The sequence below is a fragment of the Aeromonas bestiarum genome, assembly GCF_000819745.1.
Taxonomy (GTDB): domain Bacteria; phylum Pseudomonadota; class Gammaproteobacteria; order Enterobacterales; family Aeromonadaceae; genus Aeromonas; species Aeromonas bestiarum.
This window is the reverse complement of the sequence record NZ_CDDA01000006.1, coordinates 258,429-276,342: the sequence shown is the minus strand read 5'-3', so window position 1 is coordinate 276,342 and position 17,914 is coordinate 258,429. Positions and strand designations below refer to the sequence as shown.

The 17,914-nt window shown below is 59.1% G+C and carries 19 protein-coding genes; 11 read left to right on the top strand and 8 right to left on the bottom strand.

What is annotated here, in order from left to right; all coding sequences use genetic code 11:
• Nucleotides 1-62 precede the first annotated feature (62 nt).
• On the bottom strand, nt 63-764 hold the full coding sequence (locus BN1118_RS03065; protein WP_043554516.1) for a YggS family pyridoxal phosphate-dependent enzyme: 702 nt from the start codon (nt 762-764) through the stop codon (nt 63-65).
• 39 nt (nt 765-803) lie between these two features.
• Between BN1118_RS03065 and tapT the strand changes: the two genes are divergently transcribed.
• From tapT to yaaA, 3 genes are read left to right on the top strand one after another with little or no spacing between them, the layout of a single operon-like run.
• Complete coding sequence (gene tapT / locus BN1118_RS03060) at nt 804-1,838, top strand: type IVa pilus ATPase TapT (RefSeq protein ID WP_005320466.1); 1,035 nt, start codon at nt 804-806, stop codon at nt 1,836-1,838.
• Nucleotides 1,839-1,866: 28 nt separating this feature from the next.
• Nucleotides 1,867-2,976 carry a type IVa pilus ATPase TapU gene (tapU, locus tag BN1118_RS03055; protein ID WP_043142397.1) on the top strand — a complete coding sequence of 370 codons (1,110 nt, stop codon included), beginning with the start codon at nt 1,867-1,869 and terminating at the stop codon, nt 2,974-2,976.
• Between the two features lie 31 nt (nt 2,977-3,007).
• Nucleotides 3,008-3,781 (top strand): peroxide stress protein YaaA, encoded by a 774-nt coding sequence (gene yaaA, locus BN1118_RS03050; protein ID WP_043554515.1) that lies wholly within the window; start codon nt 3,008-3,010, stop codon nt 3,779-3,781.
• A gap of 190 nt (nt 3,782-3,971) precedes the next feature.
• Here yaaA and srmB read toward each other — a convergent pair whose 3' ends face one another.
• Nucleotides 3,972-5,195 (bottom strand): ATP-dependent RNA helicase SrmB, encoded by a 1,224-nt coding sequence (gene srmB / locus BN1118_RS03045; RefSeq protein WP_043142402.1) that lies wholly within the window; start codon nt 5,193-5,195, stop codon nt 3,972-3,974.
• A 128-nt stretch (nt 5,196-5,323) separates the two neighbouring features.
• Here srmB and BN1118_RS03040 point away from each other — a divergent pair, with 128 nt between their 5' ends.
• The 3 genes from BN1118_RS03040 (at nt 5,324) to brnQ (BN1118_RS03030) (ending at nt 9,207) form a co-directional block, all read left to right on the top strand.
• Entirely contained in the window at nt 5,324-6,034 is a 711-nt protein-coding gene (locus BN1118_RS03040) for a tRNA1(Val) (adenine(37)-N6)-methyltransferase (RefSeq protein ID WP_043554513.1), read from the top strand.
• A 191-nt stretch (nt 6,035-6,225) separates the two neighbouring features.
• On the top strand, nt 6,226-7,533 hold the full coding sequence (gene brnQ, locus BN1118_RS03035; RefSeq protein ID WP_043554556.1) for a branched-chain amino acid transport system II carrier protein: 1,308 nt from the start codon (nt 6,226-6,228) through the stop codon (nt 7,531-7,533).
• 396 nt (nt 7,534-7,929) lie between these two features.
• Nucleotides 7,930-9,207 carry a branched-chain amino acid transport system II carrier protein gene (gene brnQ, locus BN1118_RS03030; protein WP_052449149.1) on the top strand — a complete coding sequence of 426 codons (1,278 nt, stop codon included), beginning with the start codon at nt 7,930-7,932 and terminating at the stop codon, nt 9,205-9,207.
• 71 nt (nt 9,208-9,278) lie between these two features.
• Here the strand turns inward: brnQ (BN1118_RS03030) and BN1118_RS03025 are convergent, their stop codons facing one another.
• Genes BN1118_RS03025 through zur form a run of 3 tightly spaced genes read right to left on the bottom strand, consistent with a single transcriptional unit; the run spans nt 9,279 to nt 10,423 of the window.
• The gene (locus tag BN1118_RS03025; RefSeq protein ID WP_043554511.1) at nt 9,279-9,509 is read right to left on the bottom strand and encodes a hypothetical protein; all 231 of its coding nucleotides are present in this window, start codon (nt 9,507-9,509) and stop codon (nt 9,279-9,281) included.
• A 4-nt stretch (nt 9,510-9,513) separates the two neighbouring features.
• Nucleotides 9,514-9,975 carry a chemotaxis protein CheX gene (locus BN1118_RS03020; RefSeq protein ID WP_016351979.1) on the bottom strand — a complete coding sequence of 154 codons (462 nt, stop codon included), beginning with the start codon at nt 9,973-9,975 and terminating at the stop codon, nt 9,514-9,516.
• Nucleotides 9,965-10,423, bottom strand: coding sequence for a zinc uptake transcriptional repressor Zur (gene zur, locus BN1118_RS20950; protein WP_084213995.1), 459 nt, complete (start codon nt 10,421-10,423; stop codon nt 9,965-9,967). The genes BN1118_RS03020 and zur overlap by 11 nt, the downstream gene beginning before the upstream one ends.
• A 138-nt stretch (nt 10,424-10,561) precedes the next feature.
• On the opposite strand from zur, the gene dusA reads away from it, so the two are divergent.
• Nucleotides 10,562-11,548: a tRNA dihydrouridine(20/20a) synthase DusA gene (gene dusA, locus BN1118_RS03010; RefSeq protein ID WP_043554508.1), complete on the top strand. Its 987-nt coding sequence runs from the start codon at nt 10,562-10,564 to the stop codon at nt 11,546-11,548.
• Between the two features lie 2 nt (nt 11,549-11,550).
• A complete protein-coding gene (locus BN1118_RS21530) occupies nt 11,551-11,700 on the top strand; it encodes a hypothetical protein (protein WP_098982287.1) in 150 nt (49 codons plus the stop codon).
• Between the two features lie 82 nt (nt 11,701-11,782).
• On the opposite strand, the gene BN1118_RS03005 is transcribed toward BN1118_RS21530, so the two are convergent.
• Both BN1118_RS03005 and hupA read right to left on the bottom strand, forming a co-directional pair.
• Nucleotides 11,783-12,208, bottom strand: coding sequence for a hypothetical protein (locus tag BN1118_RS03005; RefSeq protein WP_005320448.1), 426 nt, complete (start codon nt 12,206-12,208; stop codon nt 11,783-11,785).
• 101 nt (nt 12,209-12,309) lie between these two features.
• Nucleotides 12,310-12,582 (bottom strand): nucleoid-associated protein HU-alpha, encoded by a 273-nt coding sequence (hupA, locus tag BN1118_RS03000; RefSeq protein WP_005305063.1) that lies wholly within the window; start codon nt 12,580-12,582, stop codon nt 12,310-12,312.
• Between the two features lie 341 nt (nt 12,583-12,923).
• On the opposite strand from hupA, the gene BN1118_RS02995 reads away from it, so the two are divergent.
• Nucleotides 12,924-13,406, top strand: a complete 483-nt coding sequence (locus BN1118_RS02995) for an Rsd/AlgQ family anti-sigma factor (protein ID WP_043554507.1) — start codon at nt 12,924-12,926, stop codon at nt 13,404-13,406.
• 101 nt (nt 13,407-13,507) lie between these two features.
• The gene (locus BN1118_RS02990) at nt 13,508-13,888 is read left to right on the top strand and encodes a PilZ domain-containing protein (RefSeq protein ID WP_043554505.1); all 381 of its coding nucleotides are present in this window, start codon (nt 13,508-13,510) and stop codon (nt 13,886-13,888) included.
• 111 nt (nt 13,889-13,999) lie between these two features.
• Here the strand turns inward: BN1118_RS02990 and radA are convergent, their stop codons facing one another.
• On the bottom strand, nt 14,000-15,364 hold the full coding sequence (gene radA, locus BN1118_RS02985; protein ID WP_043142423.1) for a DNA repair protein RadA: 1,365 nt from the start codon (nt 15,362-15,364) through the stop codon (nt 14,000-14,002).
• 100 nt (nt 15,365-15,464) lie between these two features.
• Here radA and BN1118_RS02980 point away from each other — a divergent pair, with 100 nt between their 5' ends.
• The gene (locus tag BN1118_RS02980) at nt 15,465-17,843 is read left to right on the top strand and encodes a PilZ domain-containing protein (RefSeq protein ID WP_043554504.1); all 2,379 of its coding nucleotides are present in this window, start codon (nt 15,465-15,467) and stop codon (nt 17,841-17,843) included.
• Nucleotides 17,844-17,914: the final 71 nt, after the last annotated feature.

Sequence of the window (17,914 nt, the reverse complement as noted above, 5' to 3'; positions counted from 1 at the left end):
TGACACCGGCACGGCCTGCGCCGATGAAGGCGAGGGTTCCATATTGCATCAGGTGGTCTTGCTTATGAATAGTCACGGGCACCGAAGATGGCGGTACCGACCCGCACCATGGTGCTGCCATGGGCGATCGCCAGCTCAAGATCCTCTGTCATGCCCATCGAGAGGGTATCGACACTCGGGTATTGTCGCGCAAGCTCGGTGAACAGAGTCTGCATGCGCACCATCTGGGCGGCCAATACCGCCTCGTCACTGGTATGTTCCGGGATGGCCATCAGCCCCCGCAATACCAGCCGTTCGCTGCGGGAGACCAGCTCGGCCAGCCGGAAAATCTCTTGCTCCGACGTTCCGGATTTGCTGCTCTCTCCGCTAATATTGATTTGCAGACAGACATTTAGCGGCGCCAACCCGACAGGACGCTGGTTGTTGAGGCGCTCGATCAGCTTGTCTCTGTCCACGCTCTGTACCCAGTCGAACCGTTCGGCCACCAGCCTGGACTTGTTCGATTGCAGCGGGCCGATAAAGTGCCACTCTATGTCTGCACAGAGGGCCCGCTCGCTCAGTGTATCTATCTTGGTGGCCGCTTCCTGGGCATAGGACTCACCGAAGCGGCGCTGGCCGGCGGCATAGGCCTCGCAAATGGCCTCAAGTGGCTTGGTTTTACTGACCGCAAGCAGGTGGATGTGATCGACACAACGACCCGACTGGCTCGCGGCTTGTACAATACGCTCCTTTACCTGAAGCAGGTGCTGGGCAATCTGGCTCATATTTCGTTAGTGATCTTGTGATGGGAGAATGACAAATCTATGGATATCACAGAGTTATTGGCTTTCAGTGTAAAGCATAAAGCCTCGGATCTACACCTCTCGGCCGGGGTTCCCCCGATGATCCGGGTTGATGGCGAGGTTCGCAAGATCAATTTGCCCGCCCTGGAACACAGGGAAGTGCATGCCCTCATTTACGACATCATGAACGACCACCAGCGCAAGGAGCTGGAGGAGAACTTCGAGGTCGATTTCTCGTTCGAGGTGCCCAACCTGGCCCGTTTCCGGGTCAACGCCTTCCAACAATCGCGCGGTTCGGGCGCCGTGTTTCGTACCATCCCCAGCACAGTGCTGAGTCTGGAGGATCTCGATGCCCCCGAAATCTTTCGCAAGATATCCGAATACCCCCGCGGCCTGGTGCTGGTGACAGGGCCGACCGGCTCGGGCAAATCGACCACCTTGGCGGCCATGGTCAACTACATCAACGAGAACTTCCACCACCACATACTCACCATCGAAGATCCCATCGAATTCGTGCACGAGAACAAGCGCTGCCTGGTGAACCAGCGGGAAGTACACCGCGACACCAAGAGCTTCAGTAACGCCCTGCGCTCGGCACTGCGGGAAGACCCTGACATCATACTGGTAGGTGAGATGCGTGACCTCGAGACCATACGCTTGGCCATGACGGCGGCCGAGACGGGCCACCTGGTGTTTGGCACCCTGCACACCTCGTCGGCGGCCAAGACCATAGACCGTATCATCGACGTCTTCCCCGGCGCGGAAAAAGACATGGTGCGATCCATGCTCTCCGAATCCCTGCGCGCCGTCATCTCCCAGACCCTGCTCAAGCGGATCGGCGGTGGCCGGGTGGCTGCGCACGAGATCATGATGGGCATACCCGCGGTGCGCAACCTCATCCGGGAAGACAAGATCGCCCAGCTCTACTCGGTGATCCAGACCGGGATGACCCACGGCATGCAGACCATGGATCAGAGCCTCAAGCAGCTGGTCAGCCGTGGCGTGGTGGCCTCCCTGGATGCCAAGGCCAAGGCGGTCGACCCCAATAGCGTTTAAGCACAACGAATCTAAGGAAGGAGTCGTTATGAGTCTGGATGCCCTGTTGACCGAACTGGTCGCACGTAAAGGTTCGGATCTGTTCATCACGGTCGGCACGCCCCCCACCCTCAAGGTGAACGGCCATCTGCAGTCCCTGGGGGGAGAGCCGCTCGACAAGAAGAGTGCCCTGACCCTGGTCAAGGAAACGTTAAGCCAGGATCACTTCGAGCGTTACATCCGCACCAAGGAAGCCAACTACGCCATCCACCGCGAGGATCTTGGCCGGTTTCGGGTCAGCGCCTTCTGGCAGCAGGATCTGCCGGGCATGGTGCTGCGCCGTATCGAGACCCGGATCCCGACCTTCGACGAGCTGACCCTGCCCCCCATCTTGCAGGAGGTGGCCATGGCCAAGCGCGGGCTTGTGCTGTTCGTCGGCGCCACAGGTGCGGGCAAGTCCACCACCCAGGCCGCCATGATAGGGTTTCGCAACCAGCACGCCGATGGCCATATCCTGACGGTGGAAGACCCGGTAGAATTCGTGCACCAGCACGGCCGCAGCCTGATCACCCAGCGGGAGGTGGGGATAGACACGGAGTCGTTCGACGTGGCGCTGAAGAGCTCGTTGCGCCAGGCGCCGGACGTGATCCTCATCGGCGAGATCCGCAGTCAGGAGACCATGGAGTTTGCGCTGCAATTTGCCGAGACGGGTCACCTCTGTCTCGCCACCCTGCACGCCAACAATGCCAACCAGGCGCTGGATCGCATCCTCCACCTGGTACCGCAGGAGAAACACCGCCAGTTCCTGTTCGATCTCTCCTTCAACCTGCGCGCCATCGTCGCCCAGCAACTGCTGCCGAGCGTGGACGGTCGCCGCCGTTTTGCGGCCTTCGAGGTGCTGCTCAACACCCCGCTCATCACCGACATCATCCGCAAGGGGGAGATGCACCGGCTCAAGGAGGTGATGACCAAGTCCACCGAGCTCGGCATGCAGACCTTCGATCAGGCGCTGTTCACCCTGTTCTGTGCCGGCCAAATTGGCTACAGTGAGGCCCTTGCCCATGCCGACTCGGCCAACGACCTGCGACTGCTGATCAAGCTGTCCGGCCGTGAACAGCTGGGTGCAGGCACACTCGACAACGTCACCCTGGATGAATGAGGGGCGTGTGTCACCGCTATAAAGGATCGTTATGCTGATTGTGGTTTCCCCGGCCAAGACGCTGGATTACGAGTCGCCTCTGGTGAGCTCCCGTTTCACCCAACCCGAATTGCTGGATCATTCGGCCGAGCTGATCACCCGAGCCCGCCAGCTGACGCCGGATCAGATCGCCAGCCTGATGAAGATCAGCGACAAGCTGGCCGGTCTCAACGCCGCCCGCTTCGCCCAGTGGCAACCCGACTTCCATCCAGGCAACGCCCGTCAGGCACTGCTGGCCTTCAAGGGGGATGTCTACACGGGTCTGGCGGTGGAGGATTTCAGCGAAGCGGACCTCGACTTCGCCCAAGGGCACCTGCGCATGCTGTCCGGCCTCTACGGCGTGCTGCGCCCGCTCGATCTCATGATGCCGTATCGGCTGGAGATGGGGATCCGGCTCGATAACGCGCGTGGCAAGGATCTCTATCAGTTCTGGGGGGACATCATCACGGAGCGGCTCAACCAGGCGCTGGCGGCGCAGGGGGATGAGGTGTTGATCAACCTGGCCTCCGACGAGTATTTCAAGTCGGTACGACCCAAGCGCCTGCAAGGGCGGATCGTCACCCCGGTGTTCAAGGACGAGAAGAACGGCCAGTTCAAGATCATCAGCTTCTACGCCAAGAAGGCGCGCGGCATGATGGCCCGTCACATCATCAAGCACCGGCTGACCGAGGTGGAACAATTGACCGGCTTCAACGTCGATGGTTACTACTTCGTGCCAGAAGAGTCCGATTCTCAGACCCTGATGTTTAAACGCGCCGAAAATTAATTACAGAAAGAGGGAACCAAATTCAGGATCCCCGGGTCTGAATACGTGAATCCTCTGTTGTAAGCACTTTTTATCAGCCGACGTCTATGCGTCGGCTTTTTTCTGCGCGCGATCCGCGAACACAGCCACATTCACCGCAGGCAGCAAGCAAAACGGCCATCCGAGGATGGCCGTTGCAGCAGGCATGAGCTTATTTCTTTTTCTTCTTGGCGTTCTTCTTCTTGCCATCCTTCGGCTTTTTCTTCTTCACCGGTACCCGCGCCTCTTTGTGCTTGGGACGCAGTTCGTCGATCACCCGGCGCTTGAGACGCTCCTCGGTGTAACGCTCTATCTTGGCGACCATGCCCATGTCGTGGGCTTCCACCAGGCTGATGGCGCAGCCACGGTTGCCGGCGCGGCCGGTCCGACCGATACGGTGCACATAGACGTCTGTGCCATAAGGCATGTCGTAGTTGATGACATGGCTGACGTTGGGCAAGTCGATGCCACGGGCGGCGACGTCGGTGGCGATGAGGAAGGGCACTTCTCCCGCATGGAACTTGCGGATCGATTCGATGCGCTTGCTCTGCTCCATCTCGCCCCGGATCCAGGCGCAGGAGACGCCGGCCGCCTGCAACTGGCCTGAGAGCTCCGCCAGCCGTTCACGGGTTCTGACGAAGACGATGGCCTTCTGGGTTTCCGGATCCTTGAGGATATGCACCAGCAGGGCCAGCTTGTGGGCGGCGTCATCGGCCAGATGCACCCACTGGGTGATGGGACGACGCTCGCTGCGGGGCGGCTCGGCATGCAGCTCCACCGGCTCGTTGAGGATCTCGTTGGCAAACTTCTCGAGACCGGCCCCTTCCAGGGTGGCGGAGAACAGCATGGTGTGCTTGCGATAGCGCGCCTCGGCCACGATACGGTTCACGTCCTTGATGAAGCCCATGTCCAGCATGCGATCCGCTTCATCCAGCACCAGCACCTCGATATCGTGGCTCTCGAACTCCTCTTTCTCTATGTACTCGAGCAGACGACCCGGGGTCGCCACCACTATGTCGGTGGTCTTGGTCAGGGCAGGCAGCTGCTCGTCGTGGCTGACGCCGCCGATGATGGTCTCGATGCTGAGGTTGGTGTGCACCGCCAGCGCCTTGGCGTGGGCGGTGACCTGCAGGGCCAGTTCGCGGGTCGGGGTCAGGATCAGCATGCGGCACGGGCCCGGCTTGCGGCGCGGGAAGTCCAGCAGATGTTGCAGGGCTGGCAGCAGGAAGGCAGCCGTCTTGCCGGTGCCGGTCGGAGCGGATGCCAGAATATCGCGGCCGTCCAGGGCTGGCTCCAGCACCATCTGCTGGATGGTGGTGGGGCGGGTGAATCCCATCTCGGCCAAGGCCCGGTTGAGGGCTGGATTCAGGTCGAAATCATCAAAGGACTGGCTCATGGCAATACTCGGTCATTAAGGAAACGGCAGATTATAGGCGATTATGTCGTCGGCTCCTATGGTGACTGTGGCTTAGTCGCTATAATCGCCGACCATTTTCTGTGTAGCCGGCATATGGTGGGGGTCAGATGGGACGAAATAGTGGTTTTACCTTCAAGCAGTTTCACGTCGAGCACGACCGCTGCGCCATGAAGGTGGGCACGGACGGCATACTGCTGGGCGCCTGGGCTCCGGTTACCGACGCCCGCCGGGTGCTGGACATTGGCACCGGCAGCGGCCTGATCGCCCTGATGCTGGCCCAGCGCAGCCATGCCGACTGCCTCATCGACGGGGTGGAACTGGATATGGGTGCAGCGACGCAGGCGCGCGAGAACGTGGCGGCCTCCCCCTGGGTCTCACGGGTCAACATAGTGGAAAACGCCATTCAGGATTATCAGGCCCCTCCCTACGATCTCATCGTCTCCAACCCGCCCTATTTCGTGGCAGGCCAGTCATTCAGCGATCCGGCCAGGGCGCTGGCCCGCCATACAGGAGCACTCGACAGCCGGGATTTGCTGGCTGCGTGCCACCGTTTGCTGAGCGCCACCGGACAGGTAGCCCTGGTGCTGCCGACCGCTATGGCCGATGAAATTTTAGACATCTCGGCGGATTATGATCTGCATGGCGTTTGTTATACAGCTGTTATCACCAGGGCAGGCAAAGAGGCAAATCGTGTTTTATTGCTACTTGGCAGAGGATTAAGCAGGTGTGAGCAGGATGAGATTGTGATCCATTCTGCTGATGGAGCCTATTCCGACAGATACATCCAACTGACCCACCCCTTCTATTTGAAGATGTAAATTTCGTCTTGAACTATTTTTTCACGCCATTATGCTGACTCTTAAACGAGCGCCCGCTCCAGACCAGCTAAAACCACTGGTTGCGATGAAAAAACAAGCGGGGCTCCTTTTTTTTACCCCGGCACAACACTGGTCACTGACCAATAAAAAACTATAACAAGCAATAGTTTACAAGACAGACGAGGTTGAACTTGACGAAATCACTCACATTATCCGATGTACTCGGATTGGGCTTCATGACCTTTGCCTTCTATCTGGGCGCCGGCAACATCATTTTCCCGCCGCTGGCCGGCTACATGGCTGGCGAGCACCTCTCCCTGGCCATGCTGGGCTTCCTGGTGACAGCAGTGGGCCTGCCCCTCATCACCATCCTCGCCGTCGCCAAGGCGGGCAATGGCTGGGCCGGCATGACCAAGCTGCTGCCTGCCGGACTGGCAACCGCACTGGCGGTCGCCATCTACATCATCATAGGCCCGGCCTTCGCGGCTCCCCGAACCGGTCTGGTGGCCTACGAGATGGGCCTCAAGCCCTTCATTGGCGACATGGGTCAGGCCGGTCTGGCTGCCTACACAGTGATCTTCTTCGGGGTCGCCGTACTGGTCTCCATGAACCAGGGCAAGCTGATGGATGCCATCGGCAAGTACCTGACCCCGGTGTTGATGCTGCTGTTGCTGACCCTGGCCGTGGGTGTGTTCATCGCGCCGCAAGGTACAATGCCGGCCGCGTCCGGTGACTATCAGAACGGCCCCTTCGTGAAAGGGATCCTGGAAGGCTACAACACCATGGACACCCTGGCGTCCCTGATGTTTGGCGCCCTGATCGTCGATCTGCTGCGTCAGAAAGGCATTCACGACTATAAGAGCCAGTTCAAGTATCTGGCCATCGCCGGCGTCATCTCCGCCATCGGCCTGTCCGTGGTCTATGTCTCCCTGTTCCAGCTGGGCAACACGGCTGCTGGCGTCGCCACCGACGTCAGCAATGGCGGTGCCATCGTCAACGCCTATGTGCTGAGCCTGTTCGGCCAGCCGGGTCAGTTCATTCTGGCGGCCATCATCACCCTGGCCTGCTTCACCACGGCCGTGGGCCTGATCTCCGCCTGCTCCGACTTCTTCCACAACCTCACCGGGGTGGCTTACAAGAAGCTGGTGCTGCTGCTGGGGGTTATCTGCGCTGTGGTCGCCAACGTGGGTCTGAGCCAGCTCATCAGCCTCTCCATCCCTGTGCTGGTTGCCATCTATCCGGTCGCCGTGGCCCTGGTGCTGGTCACCTTCCTGAAGGGTTACTTCGGTCGTCCGCGCCTGGTGTTCCGCTCCGTGCTGCTGGTCGCCTTCCTGTTCGGTTGCCTGGACGGCCTGGGCGCCGCCGGCATGAAGATGGATGCCTTCGCCTTCCTGCCGCTGTTTGACAAGGGCCTCGCCTGGTTGCTGCCGACCCTGCTGGCCTGTGGCCTTGGCGTTGTGATGCGTTCCAGCGAGAAGCTGGCTGCCGAAGCCGCCTGATCCCGCTTCGCTATGCCTTCTGAAGAGCCTGCCTTGTGCAGGCTCTTTTGTTTGTCTGCCAACAGCCTTTCACATTGAGTTGCCCCTTTCCTGCCACCAGTAATCTGCTGCTGCTCCCGACCTCCCTCACTGCTGCCAGCAGCTGGCTAATCGGTGATTTATTCTGGCCAATTAAATTGTTTCAAGATATTAATGTGTGATTGAGATCAAATTTCTCTTCTTTATGCTCAGAAGAGTGCTCCTTCATCGATGTACTCATCGTGGAGGAGAGGGAAGCATTGTTATCCGGTTATCTGCCAGGCAGTGGGTGCAATCAACAAGAACAAGCTGATAAGGCAGATGAGGTAAGGTTTGACGAAATCACTTAAGTTGTCCGACGTATTCGGACTGGGTTTTATGACGTTTGCCTTCTATCTGGGGGCAGGCAACATCATTTTTCCGCCGCTCGCCGGCTTTATGGCCGGTGAACATTTGATGCCAGCCATGGTCGGCTTTCTGCTGACGGCGGTGGGTCTCCCTCTGCTGACGCTGGTCGCCGTTGCCAGAGGCAGCGCTGGACAAGGCAGCAGCGGCTGGACGGCGATGACCCGCTATCTGCCGACCTGGGCGGCCACGGCGCTGGCCATCGCCATCTACATCATCATGGGGCCGGCCTTTGCCACCCCCCGCACCGGGCTGGTGGCTTATGAAATGGGGCTCAAACCCTGGCTAGGCGAAGCCGGCCAACACGGGCTGCTGCTCTACAGCCTGCTCTTCTTCGCGCTGGTGATCATGGTATCGCTGGATCGGGGCAGGCTGCTCGATGCGGTGGGCAAGTACATGACACCTGTCTTGATGGTGATGTTGCTGATCCTGGCGGTCGGGGTCTTGGTTGACCCGCAAGGCACCCTGCCAGAGGCCAGCGGCGACTACACGGATACGCCGTTCATCAAGGGGATGCTGGAGGGGTACAACACCATGGATACTCTCGGCTCGCTGATGTTCGGTGCTCTCATCATCGGTCTGCTGCAACGCAGGGGTATCGAGGACTACCCAAGCCAGTTCAAGTACCTGACCATCGCCGGCCTCATCTCGGCAGTTGGCCTCTCGGCGGTCTACATCTCCCTGTTCTATCTGGGCAACAGCGCGGCGGGCGTGGTCACCAACGTCGACAATGGCGGCGCCATCGTCAACGCCTATGTACTGAGCCTGTTCGGCCACTACGGCCAGTTGATCCTGGCCGCCATCATCACCCTGGCCTGCTTCACCAGCGCAGTCGGCCTGCTCTGCGCCAGCGCCGACTACTTCCACGGTCTGGCCGGCTGGACATACCGCAAGTGGGTACTGCTGATGGGATGTGTCTCCATCCTGGTGGCCAACGTCGGGCTGAGTCAGCTCATCAGCCTCTCCATCCCGGTGCTGGTCGCCATCTACCCGGTCGCCATCGCACTGGTGCTGGTGACCTTTGTACAGGGTTATTTTGGCCGGCCACGACTGGCGTTTCGCGCCGTGCTGCTGGTGGCGTTTCTGTTCGGCTGTCTGGACGGGCTGGGAGCCGCCGGCATGCAGATGGATGCCTTCGCCTTCCTGCCGCTGTTTGACAAGGGCCTCGCCTGGTTGCTGCCGACTCTGCTGGCCTGTAGCCTTGGCATGGTGACGCGTTCCAGCGAGAAGCTGGCTGCCGAAACCGCCTGATCACTCTCAAACCAATAAAAAAGAGGCCAGCATATGCTGGCCTCTTTCATTTTCTGATTTTGTCGTCGACTTCACAGCAGAGGCTCTACCGGTTTGGGCCTGCCTTCCAGGCCATACCAGTGGGTCTCGACCCGACCGGCATGCCACTGGAAGGTGCCCCAGGGCCTGTCTGCCTGCCAGCGTGGAAAACTCACCACCACCTTGTTGTCGTTGTACTTGTAGAGCGAGGTGTTGATCTGGATATCAGACAGTATGAGCAGCAGAGTCCAACCGATGAAGAACCATTTCAGCGCTTTCCACATAGGGTTACTCGAAGCAGATTTCGATGGTGGCCCGGCCATAATCTGACTCGAACGGCATCATGATCTTGGTGCCATCGGCCCTGTGGGTGATGGTGTGGTTGGGGCCCGAGACTATGATGGGGGTCGCCATGTCGAACTCGTAACCTTTCTCCCCCAGCATACGCTTGGCGCCACCGGTGACCATGTTGGTGATCTCTCCCACCATGTCGGTCACTTCTTCATTGATGGTGGCGGGGGCTTCCCCCAGCATGCGGCGCATGATCTCGAGCGCCAGCCCCTTCTCGAAGCTGATGGAAAGCGAGCCACGGGTCTGCGGGCCCACCATGCCGATGAGGCCTGAGACATCCCCTCGCGCCAGTTCATCCATCTTGCGCTTGGGTTTACCCGGTTTAAGCTCCAACTGTGCCATGGTGGAGAGCACATTGAGCAGGGAAAGCAGGAACGGGTTTACAAAATCAGCCTTCATGTTGATTTCCTACGGTGGACGTACAGCGAGCACATTGGCCATGTGCCTCTATTGTCTTATTGGTAATAGTAAAACCATGCTGATGGGCCTGCTCGGAAAACGCGCTGTCGATCGCCGTGTCATGGAGTTCGACCACCTCGCCACACCGATCGCAGATCAGCAGTTGCATCGGATGGGCATGGTCAAAGTGACAACAGAATATGAAGGCGTTGAGCGACTCCACCTTGTGGGCAAAGCCCTGTTCGAGCAGAAAATCGAGTGCCCGATAGACAGTAGGCGGCTTGGCATGAGCCTCGGTTTGCTGCAGCTGGGCTAACAAATCATAGGCGCTGATGGCGTTGCCGTGAGCAGCCAGCAGAGTGAAAACCTGGCGCCGGGTAGGGGTGAAGCGGATCCCGCGTTGTTCGCAGAGTCGTTCGGCTCGTTGTAAAAGTTGGTCTTGATTCATGATCACGCAAATACCCTTTTTATTAGCCGGATAATATCACAGGGCCCCCAGTGGCGCGGCGACAAAATTCATTTTCTGGGGCTGCCTCACGTTGTGATAAAATCCGGCCCCTTTGTTTAGCCAACCCGGATGATTTTTATGCAGGCGCAGCGTTTTTCCATCGCCCCCATGCTGGACTGGACCGATCGGCATTGCCGTTATTTCCACCGTCTGATGACCCGCCAGACCTTGCTCTATACCGAGATGGTGACCACGGGCGCCATCATCCATGGCAAAGGGGATTATCTGGGCTATAGCGAGCAGGAGCATCCCATCTCGCTGCAACTGGGCGGCAGCAACCCGGCGGATCTGGCCCACTGCGCCAGACTGGCACAGGCGCGCGGCTATGACGAGATCAACCTCAACGTGGGTTGCCCGTCGGATCGGGTCCAGAATGGTCGCTTCGGTGCCTGCCTGATGGGCGAACCCGCGCTGGTGGCCGACTGCGTCAAGGCGATGCGCGATGTGGTGGACATCCCGGTCACCGTCAAGACCCGGATCGGCATCGACGATCAGGACTCCTACGAATTCTTGCAGGCCTTCATCGAGCAGGTGCGCGACGCCGGTTGCGATACCTTCATCGTCCACGCCCGCAAAGCCTGGCTCAGCGGCCTGAGCCCCAAGGAAAACCGCGAGATCCCGCCGCTCGATTATCCCCGCGTCTATCGAGTCAAGCAGGATTACCCCGAACTGACCATAGCCCTCAACGGCGGCGTCACCTCCATCGAGCAGACCCTGGAGCACCTGCAGCAGGTGGACGGGGTCATGATGGGGCGCGAAGCCTATCAGAATCCCTATCTCCTGGCGCAGGTAGACAGCCAGCTGTTCGGCCTGGCAGGCGAGGCCCCCAGCCGTCACGAGGTGGTGCGGATGATGCTGCCCTACATGGAGCAGGAGCTGGCCAAGGGCAACTACCTATCCCACATGACCCGCCACATGCTGGGCCTGTTCCAGAACATGCAGGGTGCCCGCGCCTGGCGTCGTCACCTGAGCGAGAACGCCTGCAAGCCGGGCGCCGGCATTCAGGTCGTGCTGGATGCCATGGCCAAGGTGCCGGAATTCGCCAGCGCCGAGTCGGTGGAGTAATCATGTATCGCTTCACTGGTTCATGGCTGCACAAGGCGCTGGTCCGGCTCTGCGCCGGCCTGCTCGCCATCCTAGGTCTCAAGCTCAGCGCCTTCTACTTTCTCGGATTGCTGATCGTGCTGGGCCTGCACAGGGAACAGTTGCTGGGCTGATCCTCATCGCCTTCAGCACCAATGAAAAAGCCGGTAACATCAGGTGTTGCCGGCTTTTCTATGCGTGGCCATCGCGCTGACGCTACTCCCCTTTGTCAACAAACTGCAGTTCGGGTGCAAATGACGTCAGCACATCGGCACAGTAGTCCCAGGTCGAGATGCGATAATGCTGCAGATCCTCGTCCAGATGAAGCCCCTCCGATTCCTGATGGAACCAGCTGGCAAAACGGGACGGGGTGATGAGCTGGATCTGCTCCTCGATGGCATGGCTCTCCTTGCCTTCCGACAGATCGCAATCCTCCATGACCCGCACGGCGAAGATATGACGAAAGTAGACCCGGCACAGGATCTGTGGCGGCAGATCTATGCTGCGCGCCCGACCCAGCATGACGGTCAGGGAGTCACTCCAGATATCCTGATGAAGTTCGGCCACAACCAGGCCTGGGGGGAGTTGGCGGGACGGAGCCCAAGGTACGGCAACCTGCCGAATGGCATTTTTCTGTTCCATCATCCACCTCACTACGGCGCACGCCATATCTTGAGTGTATCTGAAACAAATTCCGCTGACGATGGCAATAAAAAACCCGGCTGGCGCCGGGTTTTACACGATTACTTGACGGCGTCTTTGAGCGCCTTGCCTGCCACAAAGGACGGCACATTCGCGGCTGCAATCTGGATTTCTTTACCAGTTTGCGGGTTACGGCCGGTACGGCCCGCGCGATGGTTCACCTTGAAGGTACCAAAACCCACCAACTGCACAGCATCGCCTTCTTTCAGGCTCTGGGTAATACCATTGATGATCTCTTCCAGAGCAACTTTGGCCTGAGCTTTGCTCAGATCGGCTTTGGCGGCAATTGCATCGACAAGTTGAGCTTTGTTCATAACATTTCCTTTATGATCGGGCATTTAGCACCGGGCCACTCTATTCAAAAAAAAACACTCAGGCAAAGGCTTTATCAGCCAGATTGGCTTGAATGCTGGGGTTTTCATCAAGATCTGCGGAAATAGTCACATATCTCGCCCCTTCGTTATCGCGATGGATTGGAAGAGGAGAGCAAATGATGGGGTCTTGTAGCCAAAACACCATCTGATGTAACAATATCCCCATGCACCTATTGACGGTCAACAGGATTTTCCCTAGTTATAGGGAGTGTCGTCAGTCAATAAGAAAGGCCGGAGGCCTGTAGCAATAGCACTCCATGCCTATGCCCCACGGAGGGATTATGTTAACTGAACTGGAACAAACCAAGCGCGCATTGGCAGGAAAACACCGGGCTATCGATGACTGGCTGGATGCCAGGCAGGCTCTGCTGGTCGAATACATGCGGCTCGCCGGGCTGACGCCCGCCCGCATCAAGCAACGTTCACTCCCCGGCCATGTCGAGCTGCAGCGTTTCTGTGAACAGCTGGTCGATTACGTCAGCGCCGGTCACTTCGAAATCTACAACCATGTAGTTACCGCCTTCGAAAAAGCCAGCGGCGACAAACTCGAGCTCGCCAAGCGCATCTACCCCAATATTCGGGCATGCACCGAATTCGCACTGGAATTCAACGACAAGTACAGCAACGCAGATGAGGCTCAGTTGCTGCTGCTGGACGAAGACCTGAATCAACTCGGCCCTGTGCTGGAGGATCGCTTCAAACAGGAGGATCGGCTGGTCAAGGCGTTGCAAGTGGTAGAGTCACTCAGCACCCAACAGGTTTGATATCCAATTTCGGAGCCAGTTCAAGATCCTGATGCGCAAGGTGCATTACACTTTATGTCATGACCTTTAGCACCAAACCCTATTGCTGACAGGAGATGAGAATGTCCGAGCGTCGCCGTTTTTCACGGATCCTTTACTTGACCATGGCCGACCTCGTCCAGGGCGACAAGAAATGGCGGACCCAGCTGGTGGATATCTCCCTGCAGGGCGCGCTCTTGATCCGGCCCGATGACTGGGAAAGCCACGACAACAAAGAGTATTCACTCAGCTTCGTGCTGAGCGGCAGCGACATCGAGATCAAGATGCAGGTCGAGCTGAACCATGAGGCCAGCAAGAAGCTGGGATTCTACTGCCACCATATCGATATCGACAGTGCGACCCACCTCAAGCGGATGGTAGAGCTCAACGTCGGAGATGAAGAGCTGCTCCATCGTGAACTGGAGCAACTGCTGAACGAGCATCTGGAACACCCCCACCCCTGAGGAGCCCTCCTGAGGCAATAAAAAAGAGCGCCGATGGCGCTCTTTTTTATTGCCTAGATTGATTGCCCAGACCGGTTATATCCATGTTTTGGAACACAGCTGCATCAATGACTACAAGGCTTCCAGCGCGTCGGCCAGCTTTTTCACCGGCACCACTTCCATTCCCTCTATGGGGTGCTTGGGCGCATTGGCGTGAGGCACTATGGCACGGCGGAAACCGTGCTTGGCCGCCTCCTGCAATCGTTCCTGACCGGACGGCACGGGCCGGATCTCGCCGGACAGGCCCACTTCGCCAAACACCACCAGATCCTTGGGCAGGGCCTGATCTCTGAAGCTGGAGACCATGGCCAGCAACAGGGCCAGATCCGCACTGGTCTCTTCAACCTTGACGCCCCCCACCACGTTGATGAAGACATCCTGATCCGCCATCTGCAGGCCGCCGTGACGATGCAATACCGCCAGCAGCATGGCGAGACGGTTGTGGTCCATCCCCACGGCCACCCGCCGTGGGTTGGAGAGCTGGGAATAGTCCACCAGCGCCTGCAGCTCCACCAGCAGCGGCCGGGTGCCCTCCCAGATCACCATGACGATAGAGCCGGGTGCCTGCTCCTCGCCCCGACTGAGGAAGATGGCGGAGGGGTTGCTCACCTCTCGCATGCCTTGCCCCGTCATGGCGAACACGCCGAGTTCGTTGACGGCACCGAAGCGGTTCTTGTGGGAGCGCAGGGTGCGAAAACGCGAATCGTTGGCGCCATCCAGCAATACCGAACAGTCGACACAGTGCTCCAGCACCTTGGGACCCGCCAGGGTGCCATCCTTGGTCACATGGCCCACCATGAAGATGGCGACGTGATTCTGCTTGGCGTAACGGGTCAACAAGGCCGCGGCCTCCCGCACCTGGGAGACGGAACCGGGAGATGACTGGACATCCGCCACATGCATCACCTGGATGGAGTCGATGACCATGATCTGCGGCTGCTCCTGCTGCGCTATGATGCAGATCTGCTCGACACTGGTCTCCGACAGCATGCGCAGCTTGTCGGTAGGCAGCCCCAGCCGGCCGGCACGCATCGCCACCTGCTGCAGCGACTCCTCCCCCGTGACATAGAGGGTCTTCATCCGCTCGGCCAGACCACACATGGTCTGCAGCAGCAGGGTAGACTTGCCCGCCCCCGGATTGCCGCCAATCAGAATGGCCGAACCCGGCACAACACCGCCGCCGAGCACCCGATCCAGCTCCTTGAAGCCGGAGGAAAAGCGCGGGATCTCTGTGGTGGCGATCTCCGCCAGCGTCTGGACCTGACTGCCGATGGCGCCGGCGTAGCCGGTGTAGCGGGCATTTTTGCCCGGCGTCACCGAGCCAAGACGCACCTCGGTGATGGTGTTCCACTCCTTGCATTCGCCGCACTGGCCTTGCCAGCGTGTGAAGTCGGCACCACATTCGGTACAAACATAGGCAGTTTTATTTTTGGCCATTGATAACTCGGGGACAGGATGAATTCCTGCTTGATATACTTGTTTGCGACCGACAGATCAAACCCAGAATCGGAAAAGTGACTTTCCGTGGCAGGAACACATGGATTCAGAACAACAACAGCACCTGATTGAACAGCTCATTCCTCTGCTCAGAGAAAAAGATTTTGATGACATCTTCAATCGCCTGACGCAGGACGAGAACAGCAACAGCCGTTTCCTGATCAAGATGGAGATAAAGCGCAAATGCACCCCCTGCCGGCGGGTCATCGACATGCGCGACGAGCTGGGCGAGGAGTGCCTGGTCCATGAGTTTGAAGGGGTCACCCACTTCATGCCGGCCGAGGCCATAGGTCTGTTCCAGTCCCAGTGCTATCTCTACCGGGATGCCTACACCCTGGGTGTCAACGAGGCGCTGCAATATTGGCAGAAACACCACCAGAGCAAGGGTGACAGTCCCCTGCTGCCCCCTGCCAGCCCGTTTCGCCAATACGATGTCAATCCCATCCCCTTCGCCAGCTACTACGGCCGGCGTCAGGAGCGGATGCACTTCAGCTCTCCCGTGCTCATCAAGTTTGCCGACGGCGACAAGCTGTTTGCCAAGAGCTCGGATCTCTCCCTCGGCGGGATCCGGGTCTCGGTGCCCTATCTGCCCAACTATCAGACCGGAGCCCAGGTCGAAGTCTTCTTCACCGGGCTGGAGCGGGACCACCCCAACCCCATATTGCACCACTCGGTCAGCTATCAAATCCTGGGCGAAGAGAGCAAGGAGGGGAAGTACTGGCTACGACTGATCAAAACCGGCGAGCACACCGGCTTTGACCGCTTCCTGAGCGATTTCATCGAGAACAACAAGAACCGCTATCGGGTCAGCGTCGACTATCTGCTGTCTGCCGCCATCATCAAGGGGTACGAGCAGTTCTACCTGCCACGTATGACCGGCATGCCGCTGTTCTTCGGCTCGGGAGACAGCCCCAGCCTGGAGATAGCCCTGCGTACCGAGAACAATCAGCACATCCTCGAATACTGGCGCGATGCCAAGAACCGCGACATGCTCGCCAGCCTGTTCTCGGCGGCCCGCATGCAATCCCTGCTGCCGGCCCCGGGCACCCTGCGGGAGACCCTGATCTACTGCTTCACCCATTCGGTGCGCAGCCACCTCTACTTTTTCTCCGCCACCCGGGAGGAGTTGCAACAGAGCGGTCTGATGTCCCTCTTCTTCCAGGTCGGCGCCCGCCGTCCCAGCTGGCGCGTGTACAAGTTCAGCCTGGAGCGCTGCGATCTGCACGAGGCCGATCTCGCCAGCCAGCAGAGCCAGGACAGCCCCCAGTTGCAGGACATGCTGCTGCAGGAGCGGCTCAGGCAGATAAACTACGTTGGCCTGCTGCAAGATATCGGCCTCGACAGCCAGCGGGAAGAGTTTCACTACGACGCCAGCGTGCAACACAACGCCAACGAGCTGCAGCGCTTCGGCCATGATCTCGGGGCCGCGCCCTTCGAGATAGAGACGCTGCATTATGTGCAGTTGCGCAAAGAGGCGCGCTACATCCACAAGACGGCCGTCGCCATCAAGCATAACGGGCGGGCCTGGCTTGGTTGGACCCGCGACATCTCGGCCCACGGCATGCAAATAGAGCTGGAAGAGGCGTTCGAGGGGGAGAAGGATGACATAGTCACCCTGGCCCTGCCCCGCCTGCAGGAACTCTCCAAGAGCATGGATCTGCAACGCCTCCCCTACCGGCTGGTCAGCATCAACCTGACCCGGACAGTGCTGCATCTGTGTATAGAGGGGGACCCTGAGCGCCACACCGGCCGCCAGTTCTTCAGCCTGCTGATCGAGAGCAACCAGAACAAGCTCAAGGCGGCGCAGGAGCAGCGTCGTTATCGCGGCATGGCCAGGGCGCTGCGCAACATCTACACCCACCATATCTTCAGCACGCCCGTCTACATCAACAAGCTGAAGGGCGCGCCCAAGCCGGCCTCGGTCGGTCATGCCCCACAGGATCGCAGCCTGTCACGCCTGTTGCGGGCCTGCGCCGAGCAGGGGGATCAGGACAACCTCTATCCTCTGTTCCAGGGGGATCTGCTCAAGCAGCTGATCATGAACCCGCTGCGCGCCATTGAACGGGAAGACAAGCCGCAAGAAGAGGAGGTCTACATCGCCAGTCTGCACACGCCGGCCGGCCTGCCCGTCTTCTCCAGCCGGCTGGCCAGCAGTTTTCAGGACATAGCGGAAAAGCGCAGCTTCATCGAGCTGGCACTGCGTCAGGGGGAATTCTATTCGGTGCTGGTCGGCATCTCTCGCACCGGCCGACCCGATACCAACTTCATCGCCAACGAGCTGGATTACATCGCCAAGTTCGCCATCCACAAGGCCAAGAAGCTGGAGGAGGAGCTGTGGAGCGTGGTGGGGGTGGGCGAGCTGACCGATACCAGTCAGGCCACCCTGTTCCGGCTCGGCATCACCCCGCCCATCAACTGAGCGGGCGGCATGCCAGCAAGCCTGCTCACGGATATCGGCCTGGCAAACCAGCAAGAAAATAATGGCGGGCC